Genomic DNA, 14,881 nt, shown 5'->3' with positions numbered 1-14,881 from the left:
GAGCTCGGTCTCGAGCGACTTGGCTTCCTCGACGGTGATGACACCCTCGTTGCCGACCTTCTTCATGGCGTCGGCGAGGAACTTGCCGATCTCCGCGTCGCCGTTGGCCGAGATGGTGCCGACCTGCGCGATCTCGTCGTTCGAGGTCACCTTCTTGGAGTTCTTGACGAGGTCCGCAACGACGGCTTCGACCGCGAGATCGATACCGCGCTTCAGATCCATCGGGTTCATGCCGGCGGCAACCGACTTGGCGCCTTCGCGCACGATCGCCTGGGCCAGCACGGTCGCGGTGGTGGTGCCGTCGCCGGCCGCGTCAGCGGACTTGGAGGCGACTTCGCGCACCATCTGCGCGCCCATGTTCTCGAACTTGTCCTCGAGCTCGATCTCCTTGGCGACGGTGACGCCGTCCTTGGTGATGCGGGGAGCGCCGAACGACTTGTCGAGCACGACGTTGCGGCCCTTCGGACCGAGCGTGACCTTCACCGCGTTGGCGAGAATGTCGACGCCGCGAAGCATCTTGTCGCGCGCATCGACCGAGAATTTGACTTCTTTAGCTGCCATCTGGATTTTTTCCTTAGGTGTTTAACTGGATAAGAGAGGGGCTCTTAGGCCGCCTTCTTCTTGGAAGCGGGGACGTCGAGGACGCCCATGATGTCGCTTTCCTTCATGATCAGCAGGTCGACGTTGTCGATCTTGACCTCGGTGCCGGACCACTTACCGAACAGCACGCGGTCGCCGACCTTCAGGTCGATCGGGATCAGCTTGCCAGCTTCGTCGCGGCCACCCGGGCCGACGGCGACGATCTCGCCCTGCGAGGGCTTTTCCTTCGCCGTGTCGGGAATGATGATGCCGCCAGCGGTCTTCTCTTCTGCGTCGATGCGCTTGACCACGACGCGGTCGTGAAGCGGACGGAAATTCATGCAGTTCTCCTAAGCTTTTGCACGATTTGGGAATTTTGGGTTGTTAGCAGTCTACGCCGGCGAGTGCCAGCGCAGGCACAACTGAGATAAGGCAGGATTTTGGCGGGAGCAAGGGCTTGTAGCAGAAAAATAGCACTCGGAGGCGCCGCCTGCCAAAATCTCTTTCCATCGTTAATCGCGCTCGGCGCAGTATTAGCACGGAGCTAGATCTGCTGCTAACGCATTGAATTTCAACAGCTTGTTAAACTTTTGGGCTTGAGATGGATTGTCAGTTTGCGTCACATTTCTCTTATGTGAGCGCATCAGCAGCGGGTGGCTCTTAAGGCGCACCGGAAAGCCACTCCTTGAATGCGCTCCTGCAAAGGAGGTTGGCATGGGCTTGCGGAGTGGAGCCGTTTCGGACGATTTCCGGAAACAGCTGCTGGGTTACGGAATGACGACGGCGCAGATTCTCTACCGGATGCCGGATCATCCCTCGCTGCTCCAGACTTACGTCTGGCAGGACTACGACATGTTTCCGAAATTTCCGGCGCTGAAGGATTTTCTGGCGTTCTGGCAGGAAAAGCTCGACGGACCGCTTCACTCGGTGACAGTGGCGCATTCCAAGCTGATCAAGCCGGCCGAGTTGCGCGCGGTGGACGGAGTATTCCGGCTGCATTGAAGGGCGGAGCTGTAGGGTGGGTTAGCGTCAGTGTAACCCCCCATGCTTCAACGCTTGCGCAAAGAAGTGGTGGGTACGTTAGCGCTAACCCGCCCTGCGATTTCGCATTCTGTGCTAGCCTCTCCCCATAACAACAGGGGAGGCCGCCCATGGCCAAGAAAGCAAAATCGCGCAGCGCATCGCAAGCCGCGGTGAAGAGGCGTAGCGGGGCCAAACCCGCAGCACGATCCACGGCGCGCACGGCGGTGAAGGCAAAAGCCCCCACGACAACGGCAAAGTCATCCGCCAAGAAACCGGCGCGGCCCAAGCAGCGCATTGCGATCAGCCATCACCGCGAGGAAGACTTCAAAGCCGACGGTCTGCGTACCTACGCGAAATATCGCGACCTCGGCATCGCCGCCGCCAGCCACGGCCTCGCGCAGGCGCACGTGATCCGGCTGCAAGGCCCCTGCAATCCGGACGAAGTGTCGAAGCTGCACTTTCACGACGTCGAATTCCAGATGGTCTACGTGCTCAAGGGCTGGGTGAAGACCTATATGGACGGAGTGGGCGAGACGCTGATGAAAGAAGGTAGCGCCTGGACCCAGCCGCCGAAGATCAAGCACATGATCCTGGACTATTCGGACGACGTCGAGCTGCTGGAGGTGATCCTGCCGGCGGAGTTCAGGACCGTGGAGTTTAAGGCGTAGGCGAGGCGGAGATCAGCCGCCGTCGTTGCAATAGCGTTTCCACATCGCGCGATAGGCATCGTCCACCGCTTGCACGTATGAGATTGGGTTGCCGGCGGCGGCAGCCCTGATCTGTCCGGGCAGTTCGCCGCGCAACTTATCGAGCTCGCCGATCTGCAACCCACGGCTCGCTGCGATTTCGACATAGGCCTCATCGCTGTCCGCGACCCACTCCGGCAGGCCCAGCGCGGTGAGGATGGAGCCGGCAGCACGGCTCGGCAGGCTGTGACCGAGCTTCGCCACCACCGGCACGCCCATCTGCAAGGCTTCCCACGTGCTGACGCCGCCATTCTGCGGGAATGGGTCGAGGCCAATATCGACGCGATTGAACGTTGCCAGATGTTCGTCTCGCGACGTGGCTCCGAGCAGATCGACGCGTTCGGCCGGCAACCGGCAAGCGGCAAACCGCGCCAGCAGATTGTCGCGGACCAGCTGAGCGTCCAGTGCAGTATCCTTGATCAGCAGTCGCGAACCCGGCACCCGCTCGAGAATCCTAGACCAGACTTCCACCGCCTCGTTCGAAATCTTGCTGATGCGGTTGAAGACACCGAATGTGATGAAGCCGTTCGCGAGCGCCGGCGTCGGCGCCCGCGCAATCCCGGGTGGCAGCGGCGCCAGCGTCACAAAGCACGGCAGGTCAACGATGGTCTCCGCAAACAGATGCCGAACCGCGGCAGGAATCGCGACCGGGTCCGAGAATAGATAATCGATGGTTGGCAACCCGGTCCCGGTACCATGGCCCCAGCCATGCGCCTGAACAGGTGCCGGTTTGCGCGCAAACACACCGAGGCGGTTTCCGCTGGTGTGGCCGGACAGATCGATCAGGATATCGACGCCGTCGGCGCGGATCTGAGCGGCGAGGCGATCGTCGGACCATTGCGAGGCGTCGCGCCAGCGATCGGCGATCCCCTGAAACTCGCTGGTCGTCGCATCCGTTTTCGGTGAACAAGCGTAGCACACGATCTCGAACTGTGCCCGATCATGGTGCTGCAGGACCGGCTCGAAAATGAACGCCGCTGAATGTGTGTGAAAATCCGACGAGACATAACCCAGCACCAGACGGCGATCCGGATCGCGGCTGTTCTCATGCGATCCCGCCGCTGCTGAGGCGATCTTCGCACCGATCTGCTCCCACCATACATGTCGCGCTTGCTGATGCTGCGCAACGCTGGCGTCGGCCATGAAATCGAGGGTGAATATCTTGCTGGAGATCGTGCTCTGATCAGGCTCGATGTCGAGAGCTCTGTCGAAACTGGCGAGGGCTTCGTCGACCCGGCCAAGTGCCGCGAGACATTGGCCGAGCAGGCTGTGGGCCTGAGAGAAGCCGGGATCGGCCGCGAGAGCCTTCTCGCAATCGGACAATGCTTCGGCAACTTGCCGGGTCAGGAGCAAGATACTGGCCCGCCAGAGCCATCCATTCGCGTCGTCGGGTGCGAGGGCGATTGCGCGATTGCAATCCGCCATGGCTTCGTCAAATCGCTGAAGCTCCCGCAATGCAACGGCGCGGGTCGACAGCGCCGAGGCGTAGTCAGGCTTGATCGATAGCGCGCGGTTTAAGCTTGCGATCGCTTCGTCATAGGCGCGCACACGGCAGAGCGCCCAACCCCGGCCGTTATGGGCTTCGGAAAGTCTTCCGTCGATTGCGAGCGCCTTGTCGTAGCTCTCGAGCGCTTCCTGGTAAAGTTCAAGGGCCGCGCTTGCGTTGCCGAGATTGGACAGGGCCAAGGCGTAGTTGGGGCGAAGGGCGAGGGCCTTCCGATAGCTCTCGCGGGCCTCATTGTGACGTTTCAGCCCGTTGAGCGCGACGCCCAGGCTCATATGGGCTTCGGCAGATCGCGGATCCAAGGCCACCGCTCGGCTCAGCAAAACTTGCGCCTGCCGATAGTTTTTGGCTTCAGACTCCAAAGCGCCCAGCAAATGCAGCGCGATGAATTGGTCGGGCGCAAGCTCCAGGAGTTCGCGATAGGCCGTCTTGGCCTCGGGGAGAAGTCCCGCCTTGTGCAGCTGGAGGGCGCGCGCGAGCAACGGCCCTAGCTCGGCTTTTTGCCGTTTCTGAAGCCGGGCATTTTGAAATGCCCGCTGGCCTGCGCTGTTGCTCATGAATCAATTCCAGCCGAATCTCCTGAAGAGATTAACATGGAAGGATTGTCGCGATTGCGCTGCGCCCCATCGGAGCTGCGAGGGCGCCAGCCTCACACAAGCTTCACGTCAACACCCCCACCACTGCTCCCATCAGGCACGTCGTCAGCGTTCCCGACACGATCGACTTCAGCCCGAGCGCATTGATTTCCTCGCGCCGTTCCGGCGCCATCACGCCGAGACCGCCGATCATGATGCCGAGGCTGGCGAAATTGGCGAAGCCGCACATCGCATAGAGCATGATCAGGCGCGAGCGCGGATCGAGCGTGCCGGGCGGCAGCTTCGAGAAGTCGACATAGGCGATCAGCTCGTTCAGCACGGTTTTCGTGCCCATCAGGCTGCCGGCGGTGATCGCCTGGTCCCACGGCAATCCCATGAGCCAGCACACCGGCGCCATCACGAGGCCGAGCAGGCGCTGCAACGAGATCGCAGCGCCGCCGACATCAGGCAGCAGGCCGAGGATCGCATTGACGAGATAGACCAGCGCCACCAGCACCAGCAGCATGGCGACGATGTTGATCAGCAGCTCGATCCCCGCGCCCGTCCCTTTCACGATCGCGTCCATCGTGCTGGAGACCTCCATCTCGGGAGCCTCCAGCGCGCCGCCGGTGCGCTTGTCGGATGTCTCCGGCACCATGATGAGGCTGACCAGGATCGCGGCCGGGGCACCCAGCACCGAGGCGATGACGAAATGGGCGGCTGCGTCGGGAATGAGGGGAGCAAGGAGCGTCGCATACAGCACCAGCACCGTGCCGGCGATGCCGGCCATGCCGCCGGTCATCACCAGGAACAACTCGCTGCGGGTCATTTGCGCGAGATAAGGCCGCACGAACAGCGGCGCCTCGACCATGCCGAGAAAGATGTTGGCGGCGGTCGAGAGTCCGACCGCGCCGCCGACGCCGAGCGTCCGCTCCAGCAGCCAGGCCATGCCGCGCACGACCGGCGGCAGCACGCGCCAATAGAACAAGAGCGTCGTCAGCACGCTCATGACCAGCACGATCGGCAGCGCCTGGAACGCCAGGACGAAATCGGCACCCGGTGCTTTCAGGTCGAAGGGCAGGGGACCGCCGCCGACATAGCCGAACACGAAGGAGGAGCCGGCGCGCGAGGCCGCCGAGATCGCGCCCACCGCGTCGTTGATGGCACCGAACGCGCGCGCGACGACGGGCACCTTCAGGAGAACGATCGCGGTGACGAAGGTGGCGACGAGGCCGATCGCCGCCTGGCGCAGCGAGGCCGCGCGGCGATTCTCGCTCAGGACCAAGGCGATCAACAGCAATGCGAAAACGCCGAGTGCCGATTGCAGCCGCAGCATGATGTCCCCAAACCCCGATGATTATGGCCACCCCTGCGTTGCAAACGCAATGCCGGGAGATTGTCGAAGCGTCTCGCTGTTGACAAGCAGGTCCGCGTCAGCCACGCGGAGCACGTCGACATCAGGAGCCGGATAGCCCGAGCGTGACCGAAGAGGCGATGCCAGACCAGCCCATATCGGGAAACCCGCCGGTCAGTGCCCGCGCGCTCCTCTCCCATCGCGCCTTTCTGTTCTTTCTGCTCTCGCGCAGCCTGTCGCGTTTCTCCAGCCAGATTGCGGCGGTCGCGATCGGCTGGCAGATCTACGATCTCACCGGCTCGGCCTTCGATCTCGGCATGGTCGGCCTCGTGCAATTCCTGCCCACGGCGCTGCTGGTGTTCATCGCCGGCCATGCCGCCGACCGCTACGAGCGCAAGCGCGTGGTCCAGCTCTGCCAACTCGTGGAAGCAGCGACCGCGCTCTATCTCGGCGTCATCACCTATCTCGGCTTGGTCAGCGAAGTTCAGATTTTCGTGGCCACCTTCGTGCTCGGCATTGCCGGCGCGTTCGAGAGCCCGACCACCGCGGCGCTGCTGCCGGCGATCGCGCCGCAGGGCTCGCTCCAGCGCGCCACCGCCGTCTCCAGCGGTGCGGCGCAGGTCGCGACCATTACCGGTCCGGCGCTAGGCGGTTTTGCCTACGCGGTTGCGCCGCATCTCGCCTACGCGGTGATGGTGCTGTTCTGGATCTTCGGGATGATCCTGACCGGCTTCATCCGGCCGCGCCCGCAGGCGATCGCCAAGGATATCGCGGGAGCCGACAATATCTTCGCCGGCGTCCGCTTCATCCGCGGCAATCCGGCGATCCTCGGCACCATCTCGCTCGATCTGTTCGCGGTGCTGTTCGGCGGCGTCACGGCGCTTCTGCCGATCTATGCCCGCGACATCCTCCAGACCGGTCCGATGGGACTCGGAATCCTCCGCGCCGCGCCCGCGGTCGGCGCGCTGCTGATGACCATGGTGCTGGCCCGTCACGCCATTTCGCGGCATGTGGGCCTGCGCATGTTTCAGGCAGTGATCGTGTTCGGCGTCGCAACGATCGTGTTCGCGCTGTCGTCCTGGATGTGGCTCTCGGTGCTCGCGCTCGCCGTTCTCGGCGCGGCCGATACGATCAGCGTCGTGATCCGCTTCTCGCTGGTGCAGCTCGCGACGCCCGACGAGATGCGTGGCCGGGTCGGTGCGGTGAACTTCCTCTTCATCAACGCCTCCAACCAACTCGGCCAGTTCGAGAGCGGGGTGGCTGCCGCACTGTTCGGCGCGATGCCGGCAGCCGTGCTGGGCGGCGTCTGCACGGTTGCGGTGGCGCTGTTGTGGATGAAGCTGTTTCCGAGTCTGCGCCGGGTGGAGAGTTTGGAGTAGGAGCTCGCTCTCTCCCCGTCATTGCGAGGAGCCCGCGACAAATTGTGAAGTAATTTTGCGCTGGCGCGACGAAGCAATCCAGAATCTTGCCGCGGTGGTAGTCTAGATTGCTTCGCTGCGCTCGCAATGACGATTGTTGAAGCAGTGCGGAGATTTAGCCGACTTCACGTCCGCTTGCGGAGCGAGGCTGCAACCCCATGCCGCCTACTGTGCATGGGGTTGTTTTCGCGTTTTTTGTTCAGCCGCGTCCCACGAACGGCATCTTGGTTGCCATGACCGTCATGGTCAGCACGTTGGCATCGAGCGGCAGGCCGGCCATGTAGGCGACGGCATCGCCGACCGCCTTCGCGTCCATGCGCGGCTCCTGCTTCGACGTGCCGTCGGGCTGCAGCACGCCGGGACCGTTGACCATGCGGTCGGTCATGGGCGTTGCGGCATTGCCGATGTCGACCTGGCCAACCGCGATGTCGTACATGCGCCCGTCGAGGTTGGACGCCTTGGTGAGGCCGGTGATGGCGTGCTTGGTCGAGGTATAGGCCGCCGAGAATGGCCGCGGCGCATGCGCCGAGATCGAGCCGTTGTTGATGATGCGGCCGCCGCGCGGGGTCTGGTCCTTCATGATGCGGAAGGCGTGCTGGGTGCACAGGAACGGTCCGGTGAGGTTGGTGTTCACCACCGCCTGCCACTGCTCGAGGCTGAGATCCTCGAAATTCACCGGCGGTGCGCCCATCCCGGCATTGTTGAAGAGCACGTCGAGCCGGCCATAGGTGGCCTTGACCTTGTCGAACAGCGCGGCGATCGAGTCCGGCTTGGTCATGTCGGCGGTGATGCAGAGGCTCTTTCCGGCGGGGCCGAGCTTGGCCGTCTCCTCGAGCATCTCGGGCCGGCGCCCGACCAGCACCACGGTGAAGCCTGTGTTCATCAGCGCCAGTGACGCCGCGCGCCCGACTCCAGTGCCAGCGCCCGTCACCACTGCGATCTTTTTCGCTTCACTCATCGTTTCCTGCCTTTTCTCTTGATCTGTCAGGTTTTGGATTCTTTTTCGTTCTTGTAGGGCGGCCGCGGAATGTTCTGATGCGCGGCGCGCAAGGCCGCCGACCAGCGCGAGCGCAAATCGTGGAAATAGGGCTCGCCCGCCTCGATGCGGTGGTTGAGGTCGGCCTCGCAGGCGTCGGCGCGCACCACCAGAACGTCGATCGGCAGGCCGACGCCGAGATTCGAGCGCATGGTCGAATCCATCGAGATCAGCCCGGTCTTCAGCGCCTCGTAGAGTTCGACGTCGTAATGCATGGCGCGGTCGAGCACCGGCTTGCCGTATTTGTGCTCCCCGATCTGCAGATAGGGTGTGTCGGTGGTGCATTCGATGAAATTGCCGGCGGTGTAGACCATGAACAGGCGCATGCGCGCGCCGTTGATCTGGCCCCCGAACAGGAAGGACACGTCGAACGATACGTCCTCAGACCTCAGTGCGGGGCCCTCGGTCGCGTGCACGGCCCGGATCGCCCGGCCAATGCGCTGGGCGGCCTGGAACATGGTCGGCGCGTTCATCAGCGTCTCGATCTCACCGGTGTCGGGGTCTTCGAGGCCCTCGGTCAGCGTCGAGAGCACCGACTGGCTGATGGCGAGGTTGCCGGCGCTGGCAATTGCCATGATGCGATCGCCGGGCTTGGAGAAGATGTGGAGCTTGCGGAAGGTCGAGACGTTGTCGAGGCCGGCATTGGTGCGGGTGTCGGCGATCATCACCAGACCGTCCCGAACCAGAATTCCGCAACAATAGGTCATTTCCTGTCCCCGAACGCGTTTGCGCGGATTACTAGCCAATTTCAACGGCCGCTCCAACCCCCGATTGCCGCGGGGCGGCAGGGTGGAAACAGACCGTGGGTGAGGGGCGCGCGGGGCGCGGCTCAGCTCTGCCGCTGGGACTGCGATTGCGACTGGCCGCCACGGCCGGCCTGCTGGACCTTGACCGCCACCGACAGCGTCTCCGCGCCGCCGCCATAGCGGGTGCCGCGTACGGGGGCGGCGCCGAGATAATCGAGCCCGATCGCGACGCGGACATGGGCGTCGGTGGCGCAGATGCTGTTGGCGGGATCGAAGCCGACCCAGCCGAGACCGTCGACATAGGCCTCCGCCCAAGCATGGCCCGCGTCCTGATGCACCGTGCCGTCGGAGCGCAGGAAATGGCCGGAGACGAAGCGCGCCGGCACGCCGCCGCTGCGGGCGCAGGCGATGAAGATGTGCGCGTAGTCCTGGCAGACGCCGCGCTTGAGCGTGAACGCTTCCGCCGCCGACGTGCCGCTGTTGGTCGGGTCCTCGTCGAAGGTCATGTGATCGCTGATTTGCGTCATCAGCGTGTGCAGGAAGCCCAGCGTGTCGCTCTCGGCCTCGCTGCGCAGCTGGCGCGCGACCGCATTCATCGCGGGATTGACCGTGGTAAGGTCGGTGGCCCGCAAGAACATGCCGGCCGGAAAGCGCTCGTCGGCGCCGCGCAGAACGCCGCCGGTGTCGTGGGTCTCGATCAGGCCCTCGGCGGTGATCTTGATGTCGCCGACCGGTCCGCAGGACAGCACGTGGGTGACGTTGCCGAACGCGTCCTCGTGCGTGTCGAGCTTGGTGTCGGTCGACACGTCGATCTGCCACTCCGCCACATATTGCCCGTCATGGCTGCCGGGCGTCATGCGCAGGATCTGGATCACGCTCGTGGCCTGCGGCTCGTAGCGATAGGTCGTGGTGTGCAGGATTCGCAGGCGCATGGTGGACCGTTGTTCTAGCGTCATCGATCCGGGCTAGCCCTGCGGGCGTCCCCGGAATGACAGCAGTATCAGATCAAATACTGCTTCGTGATGATTTCGCCCAGCCTGGAATTGTCCAAGATGAATTCCTGAATGAATTCATGCACGCCATGCTGGAAAATGTCGTTCATATTGCTGTGTTCCAGCCGGTTGCGGATGCCGCGGGCATGGCGCTGGGCCGGACCCTGGCGGCCATAGGCTACCCCGATCTGATCGAGATTGCGCACGAGGTTGCCGTAGCAGCTCGCCAGTGAACGCGGCAGCGAATCGTTGAGGATCAAGAGGTCCGCGATCAGCCAGGGTTTCAGCGTCTCGCGATAGACCCAGTGATAGGCCGTCAGCGCCGAGACCGAGCGCAGGATCGAGGTCCATTGGTAGAAATCGAGCGGGCCGCCGACATGCTCCTCCTCGGGCAGCAGCACATGGTATTTCACGTCGAGAATGCGCGCAGTGTTGTCGGCGCGTTCGAGATGCAGGCCCATCCGCGAGAACCAGTAGGCGTCGTTGCGCAACATGGTCCGGTAGGCCGAGCCGTCGAAGCGCAGCGAGGTCTCCTGCACGAAGCGCAGGAACTTTGCGAGATCCTCGCGCGTGGAGGTCCCTCTGCTCCAGACCTCCTGCAACTCGATCCAGGCCGAGTTGATGGTATCCCACATCTCGCTCGTCAGCGCTGTGCGCACCGAGCGCGAATTCAGCCGCGCGGCCTCGATGCAATTCCTGATCGAGGACGGATTATCCGCCGAGAACGAGAGATAATCCACGACGTTGCGCTCGTTGGCTTCTTCGTACTGCTGATAGAAGCTTGCGGCGACGCCGGCGGTCAAAAGCGCCGAGTCCCATTCGTTGGTCTTGCCGATATAGGCGGCGGGAAGCGCGGTGACGCGCAGCGTCGCATCGATGGTGCGCGCAAGATACTCGGCCCGTTCGACGTAGCGGGCGAGCCAATAGAGGTTTTCGGCGGTACGCGACAGCATCTCTCTACTCGTCCAGGATCCAGGTATCTTTGGTGCCGCCGCCCTGGCTCGAATTCACCACCAGGGAGCCTTCCTTCAGGGCAACGCGTGTCAACCCGCCGGGCACGATCGTGGTGCTCTTGCTGCCGGTGAGCACGAACGGTCGCAGGTCGACGTGGCGGGGCGCAAGGCCGGATGCCGTGCAGGTCGGGCAGGTCGAGAGCGCCAGCGTCGGCTGCGCAATGAAGCCCTCGGGCTCGCGCTTGAGCTTCTCGCGGAAGGCTTCGATCGTCGCCTTGGTCGCGGCAGGGCCGATCAGCATGCCGTAGCCGCCGGAGCCATGCACCTCCTTCACGACGAGCTCGCTCAGATGGTCCAGCACATAGGCGAGGTCCTTCGGCTCGCGGCAGCGCCAGGTCTGCACGTTCTTCAGGATCGGCTCCTCGCCGAGGTAGAATTTTACGATGTCCGGCATGTAGGAGTAGATCGCCTTGTCGTCGGCGATGCCGGTGCCGACCGCGTTGGCGAGCGTAATGTTGCCGGCCGCATAGGCCGACATCAGCCCGGGCACGCCGAGGGCGGAGTCGGGGCGGAAGGTGAGGGGATCGAGGTAGTCGTCGTCGACGCGGCGGTAGATCACGTCGACCCGTTTCACGCCCTCGGTCGTCCGCATGAACACTTCGTTGTTCTTGACGATGAGGTCACGGCCCTCGACCAGCTCGATACCGAGCTTGTCGGCGAGGAAGGAGTGCTCGTAATAGGCCGAGTTGTAGACGCCCGGCGTGAGCAACGCGACGGTCGGCTCGCCGGAGGCGCTTTGCGGCGCCACCGAGCGCAGGGCGGATAGCAGCTCGTCCGGATAGCGTTCGACCGGCGCCACCCTGTGGCGGGCGAACAGGTCCGGAAACAGCCGCATCATGATCTCGCGGTTTTCCAGCATGTAGGACACGCCCGAGGGCGTGCGTGCATTGTCCTCCAGCACGATGAAGTCCTCGGCATCGACCCGGACGATGTCGATGCCGGCGATGTGCACGTAGACGTCGTGCGGCACCTGCTGGCCGTTCATCTCGGGACGGAAGACCGGGTTCTGAAAGATGAGGTCGTCGGGCACGATCTCGGCACGGAGGATATCGCGGCCGTGATAGATGTCGCGCAGGAACATGTTGAGCGCGCGCACGCGCTGCTTCAGGCCCCTCTCCAGCAGCGCCCATTCCTTGCCGGACATGATCCGCGGGATCACGTCGAAGGGGATCAGGCGCTCCGTGGACTCGGAGTCGCCATAGACCGCGAAGGTAATGCCGATGCGGCGGAAGAGGAGCTCGGCCTCCTGGCGGCGATATTCGAGCGCCTCGGGAGGCGTCTCCTTGAGCCAGCGCGCCAGCTCCTGATAGGCGGGCCGAAGGTCCCCACCGGGAATGTTCATTTCATCAAACGCGACTGCCATAGATCCCGACTTGTCTCCGCAAGGCGTTGCGCCATTCGACAGGTCGCGAGGCCCTGGTGAAGACCGCAACGTCCTGGCCATGCGGCAAGAGTGCATGACTTTCATGCGGTAGCAAGGGCCGGGCCAGCGCGATAAGCATGGGGAGAGGACATTTGCCGGGGATGGCCGGCGGCTTGCCTGAAAAAATGGCTGAGGACTGCTTATTTCGGCAGCAAAACCGCGTGACTTCAACGCGTTACCTCGGCAAAGTCGGGCCGATAGGTGAGGGACTTGAGGTATGAGCGAGATCGTCACGGCGGGTATTCTGGTCATTGGGGACGAAATCCTGTCCGGCCGGACCAAGGACAAGAACATCGGCTTCATCGCCGAATACCTGACCAATATCGGCATCGACCTGAAGGAGGTCCGGGTCGTCTCCGACGACGAGTCCGACATCATTGCCGCGTTGGATGCACTGCGGCATCGCTACACCTATGTCTTCACCACAGGTGGCATCGGGCCGACCCATGACGACATCACCGCTGATAGCGTCGCCAAGGCGTTCGGCGTCGGCATCGACCATCACCCGGAGGTGGTCGCCCGTTTCCGCGAGCGCTGGAGCGAGCAGGACCTCAACGAGGCCCGCCTGCGCATGGCCCGCATTCCTGATGGTGCCGAGCTGATCCAGAGCGCGACCATCCTCGCTCCCGGCTTCAAGATCGGCAATGTCATCGTGATGGCGGGCGTGCCCTCGATCATGCAGGCGATGATGGACATCGTCTCGCCCAAGCTGAAATCGGGCGTGCGCATGCTCTCCGAATCGGTCCGCGCCAATGCGCGGGAAGGCGACATCGGCAGCCCGCTGCGGGCGATTGCCGCCCAACATCCCGACACCATCATCGGCAGCTATCCCTTCATGGATGAAGAGCAGAAGCCGAACACCAATCTGGTGGTGCGCTCGCGCGATGCGGACAAGCTCGCAGCCGCAATGGCGGCGGTGAAGGAAATGCTGGCGGGATTGAACATCACCCGCTAGCAACCTAGCTGCCGGCAGACGAAGCAGGAGACGACGATGGCTGGTGAAGCACCGGAACTAAGTGCGGAAGAACGGGCGGGCCGCCCCTTTCCGGTGTCGTGGGACCAGTTCCACCGGGATTGCCGGGCACTGACCTGGCGGCTCAATGAAGTTGGTCCGTTTCATGCGGTGATCGCGATCACCCGCGGCGGGCTTGTGCCGGCGGCGATCGTGGCGCGCGAGCTTGGCGTGCGCGTGATCGATACGGTCTGCATCGCCAGCTACGACCACGACAAGCAGGGCGACCTTAAAGTGCTGAAGGGCATCTCCGAAGACGTGATGAAGCTCGGCGGCGGCACCGGCAAGGGGCTCCTGATCGTCGACGATCTCGTCGACACCGGCAAGACCGGCAAGCTGGTGCGCGCGATGCTCCCCGACGCGCATTTCGCAACCGTCTACGCCAAGCCGAAGGGACGTCCGCTGGTCGATACCTTCATCACCGAAGTCTCGCAGGACACCTGGATCTTCTTCCCCTGGGACACCGCGCTGTCCTATCACCCGCCGCTTCGCGACGGGGCGGCGTGATTATCGCCGTCATTGCGAGGAGCGAAGCAACGAAGCAATCCAGGCTACCTCCGAGGATGCATTTCTGGATTGCTTCGCTTCGCTCGCAATGACCGGTGGAGGCGACCATGCCCCTGCAAAACCGCGTCACGCCGACCGGCGAGATCATCGCGACACCGCACCGCGGCATGTTCACCGGCAACCGCGGCATCATTCATGATCCCGCGACGAAGACGCTGCTGAAAAAGCGCTGGTCGTCGCCGGCCTGGATCACCTGCCTGTGCGAATTCCGCGGCTGGCGTCGGCCGGTGATGGCGCGGCGGAGCTGGACCGAGCTGTTCTTCCTCGACGAGGCCACGGCTTTTGCCGCCGGCCATCGGCCCTGCTTCTTCTGCCGCCGCGACGATGCGAAGCGATTTCGCGTTGCATGGGAGATGGGCAACGATGCCCGCGGCATCAGCGCCAAGGCGATGGATGCCGTACTGCATCGGGAGCGGCTCGATCGTGGCAAGAAACGGCTGCATGTGCTGTCGATGCCGCTCGCGGAATTGCCTGACGGCGCGATGGTGCAACAGGGCGATGACTGCTTCCTCCTCGCGCAGGGCAAGGCGCTGCTGTGGTCACCCGCGGGCTACGTCCTGCATCCGAGCGCCCTCGATCACCCGTTGCTGTTGACGCCGCCTTCCACGCTGCGCGCGATCATCGCTGGATATCAACCTGTGCTGCATCGGACCGCGCGCCGCTAGCGCAGCGGCTTGCCGTGCTCATCCACTGTGGTCCGCGCATCGCGCAGTGCCCATTCGCGGATCACTTGGCGGCAGCGCGTCAGCTCGGCTTCGCTCGCGGCATTCGCATCCTTCGACGCACGCTCCACGATTGCCTTGCAATTGAGAAGCACGGAACGATCCTCTGCGCGCGCCGACAGCGCGAACGCGGCAAGCGTTGCAATGGTGAACGCCAGACGGATCACATCC

16 protein-coding genes are annotated in these 14,881 nt (G+C 63.5%); 6 read left to right on the top strand and 10 right to left on the bottom strand.

The features are described 5' to 3' along the window. Both IVB50_RS37290 and IVB50_RS37285 read right to left on the bottom strand, forming a co-directional pair. Window positions 1-561 (bottom strand): TCP-1/cpn60 chaperonin family protein (locus tag IVB50_RS37290; protein WP_275974681.1); only part of this gene is annotated, 561 nt, incomplete at its 3' end. Window positions 562-605: 44 nt separating this feature from the next. Continuing rightward, entirely contained in the window at window positions 606-920 is a 315-nt protein-coding gene (locus IVB50_RS37285; RefSeq protein ID WP_007611913.1) for a co-chaperone GroES, read from the bottom strand. A 373-nt stretch (window positions 921-1,293) separates the two neighbouring features. Between IVB50_RS37285 and IVB50_RS37280 the strand changes: the two genes are divergently transcribed. Together IVB50_RS37280 and IVB50_RS37275 are read left to right on the top strand one after the other, a co-directional pair. After that, entirely contained in the window at window positions 1,294-1,581 is a 288-nt protein-coding gene (locus IVB50_RS37280; RefSeq protein ID WP_007611911.1) for an usg protein, read from the top strand. 149 nt (window positions 1,582-1,730) lie between these two features. Further along, window positions 1,731-2,270 carry a cupin domain-containing protein gene (locus IVB50_RS37275; protein WP_247299792.1) on the top strand — a complete coding sequence of 180 codons (540 nt, stop codon included), beginning with the start codon at window positions 1,731-1,733 and terminating at the stop codon, window positions 2,268-2,270. 12 nt (window positions 2,271-2,282) lie between these two features. Here IVB50_RS37275 and IVB50_RS37270 read toward each other — a convergent pair whose 3' ends face one another. Then, window positions 2,283-4,409, bottom strand: a complete 2,127-nt coding sequence (locus IVB50_RS37270; protein WP_247299790.1) for a tetratricopeptide repeat protein — start codon at window positions 4,407-4,409, stop codon at window positions 2,283-2,285. 103 nt (window positions 4,410-4,512) lie between these two features. After that, window positions 4,513-5,763, bottom strand: coding sequence for a nucleoside transporter C-terminal domain-containing protein (locus IVB50_RS37265; protein WP_085361711.1), 1,251 nt, complete (start codon window positions 5,761-5,763; stop codon window positions 4,513-4,515). A gap of 158 nt (window positions 5,764-5,921) precedes the next feature. On the opposite strand from IVB50_RS37265, the gene IVB50_RS37260 reads away from it, so the two are divergent. After that, window positions 5,922-7,160 carry an MFS transporter gene (locus IVB50_RS37260; protein WP_247299788.1) on the top strand — a complete coding sequence of 413 codons (1,239 nt, stop codon included), beginning with the start codon at window positions 5,922-5,924 and terminating at the stop codon, window positions 7,158-7,160. 238 nt (window positions 7,161-7,398) lie between these two features. Here the strand turns inward: IVB50_RS37260 and IVB50_RS37255 are convergent, their stop codons facing one another. The 5 genes from IVB50_RS37255 to IVB50_RS37235 all read right to left on the bottom strand — a co-directional run bounded on the left by IVB50_RS37255 (window position 7,399) and on the right by IVB50_RS37235 (window position 12,349). Then, a complete protein-coding gene (locus IVB50_RS37255; protein ID WP_247299787.1) occupies window positions 7,399-8,157 on the bottom strand; it encodes an SDR family oxidoreductase in 759 nt (252 codons plus the stop codon). Window positions 8,158-8,183: 26 nt separating this feature from the next. Continuing rightward, a complete protein-coding gene (locus tag IVB50_RS37250) occupies window positions 8,184-8,942 on the bottom strand; it encodes a proteasome-type protease (protein ID WP_026232918.1) in 759 nt (252 codons plus the stop codon). A gap of 122 nt (window positions 8,943-9,064) precedes the next feature. Next, the gene (locus tag IVB50_RS37245) at window positions 9,065-9,913 is read right to left on the bottom strand and encodes a transglutaminase family protein (protein WP_247299785.1); all 849 of its coding nucleotides are present in this window, start codon (window positions 9,911-9,913) and stop codon (window positions 9,065-9,067) included. Window positions 9,914-9,981: 68 nt separating this feature from the next. After that, entirely contained in the window at window positions 9,982-10,926 is a 945-nt protein-coding gene (locus tag IVB50_RS37240; protein WP_018455303.1) for an alpha-E domain-containing protein, read from the bottom strand. A gap of 4 nt (window positions 10,927-10,930) precedes the next feature. Beyond that, a complete protein-coding gene (locus IVB50_RS37235) occupies window positions 10,931-12,349 on the bottom strand; it encodes a circularly permuted type 2 ATP-grasp protein (protein ID WP_018455304.1) in 1,419 nt (472 codons plus the stop codon). A gap of 277 nt (window positions 12,350-12,626) precedes the next feature. On the opposite strand from IVB50_RS37235, the gene IVB50_RS37230 reads away from it, so the two are divergent. The 3 genes from IVB50_RS37230 to IVB50_RS37220 all read left to right on the top strand — a co-directional run bounded on the left by IVB50_RS37230 (window position 12,627) and on the right by IVB50_RS37220 (window position 14,653). After that, on the top strand, window positions 12,627-13,364 hold the full coding sequence (locus tag IVB50_RS37230) for a molybdopterin-binding protein (protein WP_018455305.1): 738 nt from the start codon (window positions 12,627-12,629) through the stop codon (window positions 13,362-13,364). 36 nt (window positions 13,365-13,400) lie between these two features. After that, window positions 13,401-13,928 (top strand): xanthine phosphoribosyltransferase, encoded by a 528-nt coding sequence (gene gpt, locus IVB50_RS37225; RefSeq protein ID WP_007602504.1) that lies wholly within the window; start codon window positions 13,401-13,403, stop codon window positions 13,926-13,928. Window positions 13,929-14,035: 107 nt separating this feature from the next. Next, window positions 14,036-14,653: a hypothetical protein gene (locus tag IVB50_RS37220; protein ID WP_026232920.1), complete on the top strand. Its 618-nt coding sequence runs from the start codon at window positions 14,036-14,038 to the stop codon at window positions 14,651-14,653. Here the strand turns inward: IVB50_RS37220 and IVB50_RS37215 are convergent. Beyond that, a complete protein-coding gene (locus IVB50_RS37215; protein WP_085351097.1) occupies window positions 14,650-14,877 on the bottom strand; it encodes a hypothetical protein in 228 nt (75 codons plus the stop codon). The genes IVB50_RS37220 and IVB50_RS37215 overlap by 4 nt on opposite strands. Between the last annotated feature and the right edge of the window lie 4 nt (window positions 14,878-14,881).

Origin of the sequence: Bradyrhizobium sp. 87 (assembly GCF_023073015.1) — a bacterium.
GTDB lineage: Bacteria > Pseudomonadota > Alphaproteobacteria > Rhizobiales > Xanthobacteraceae > Bradyrhizobium > Bradyrhizobium canariense_D.
This window is presented reverse-complemented; position numbering and strand designations above follow the sequence as displayed.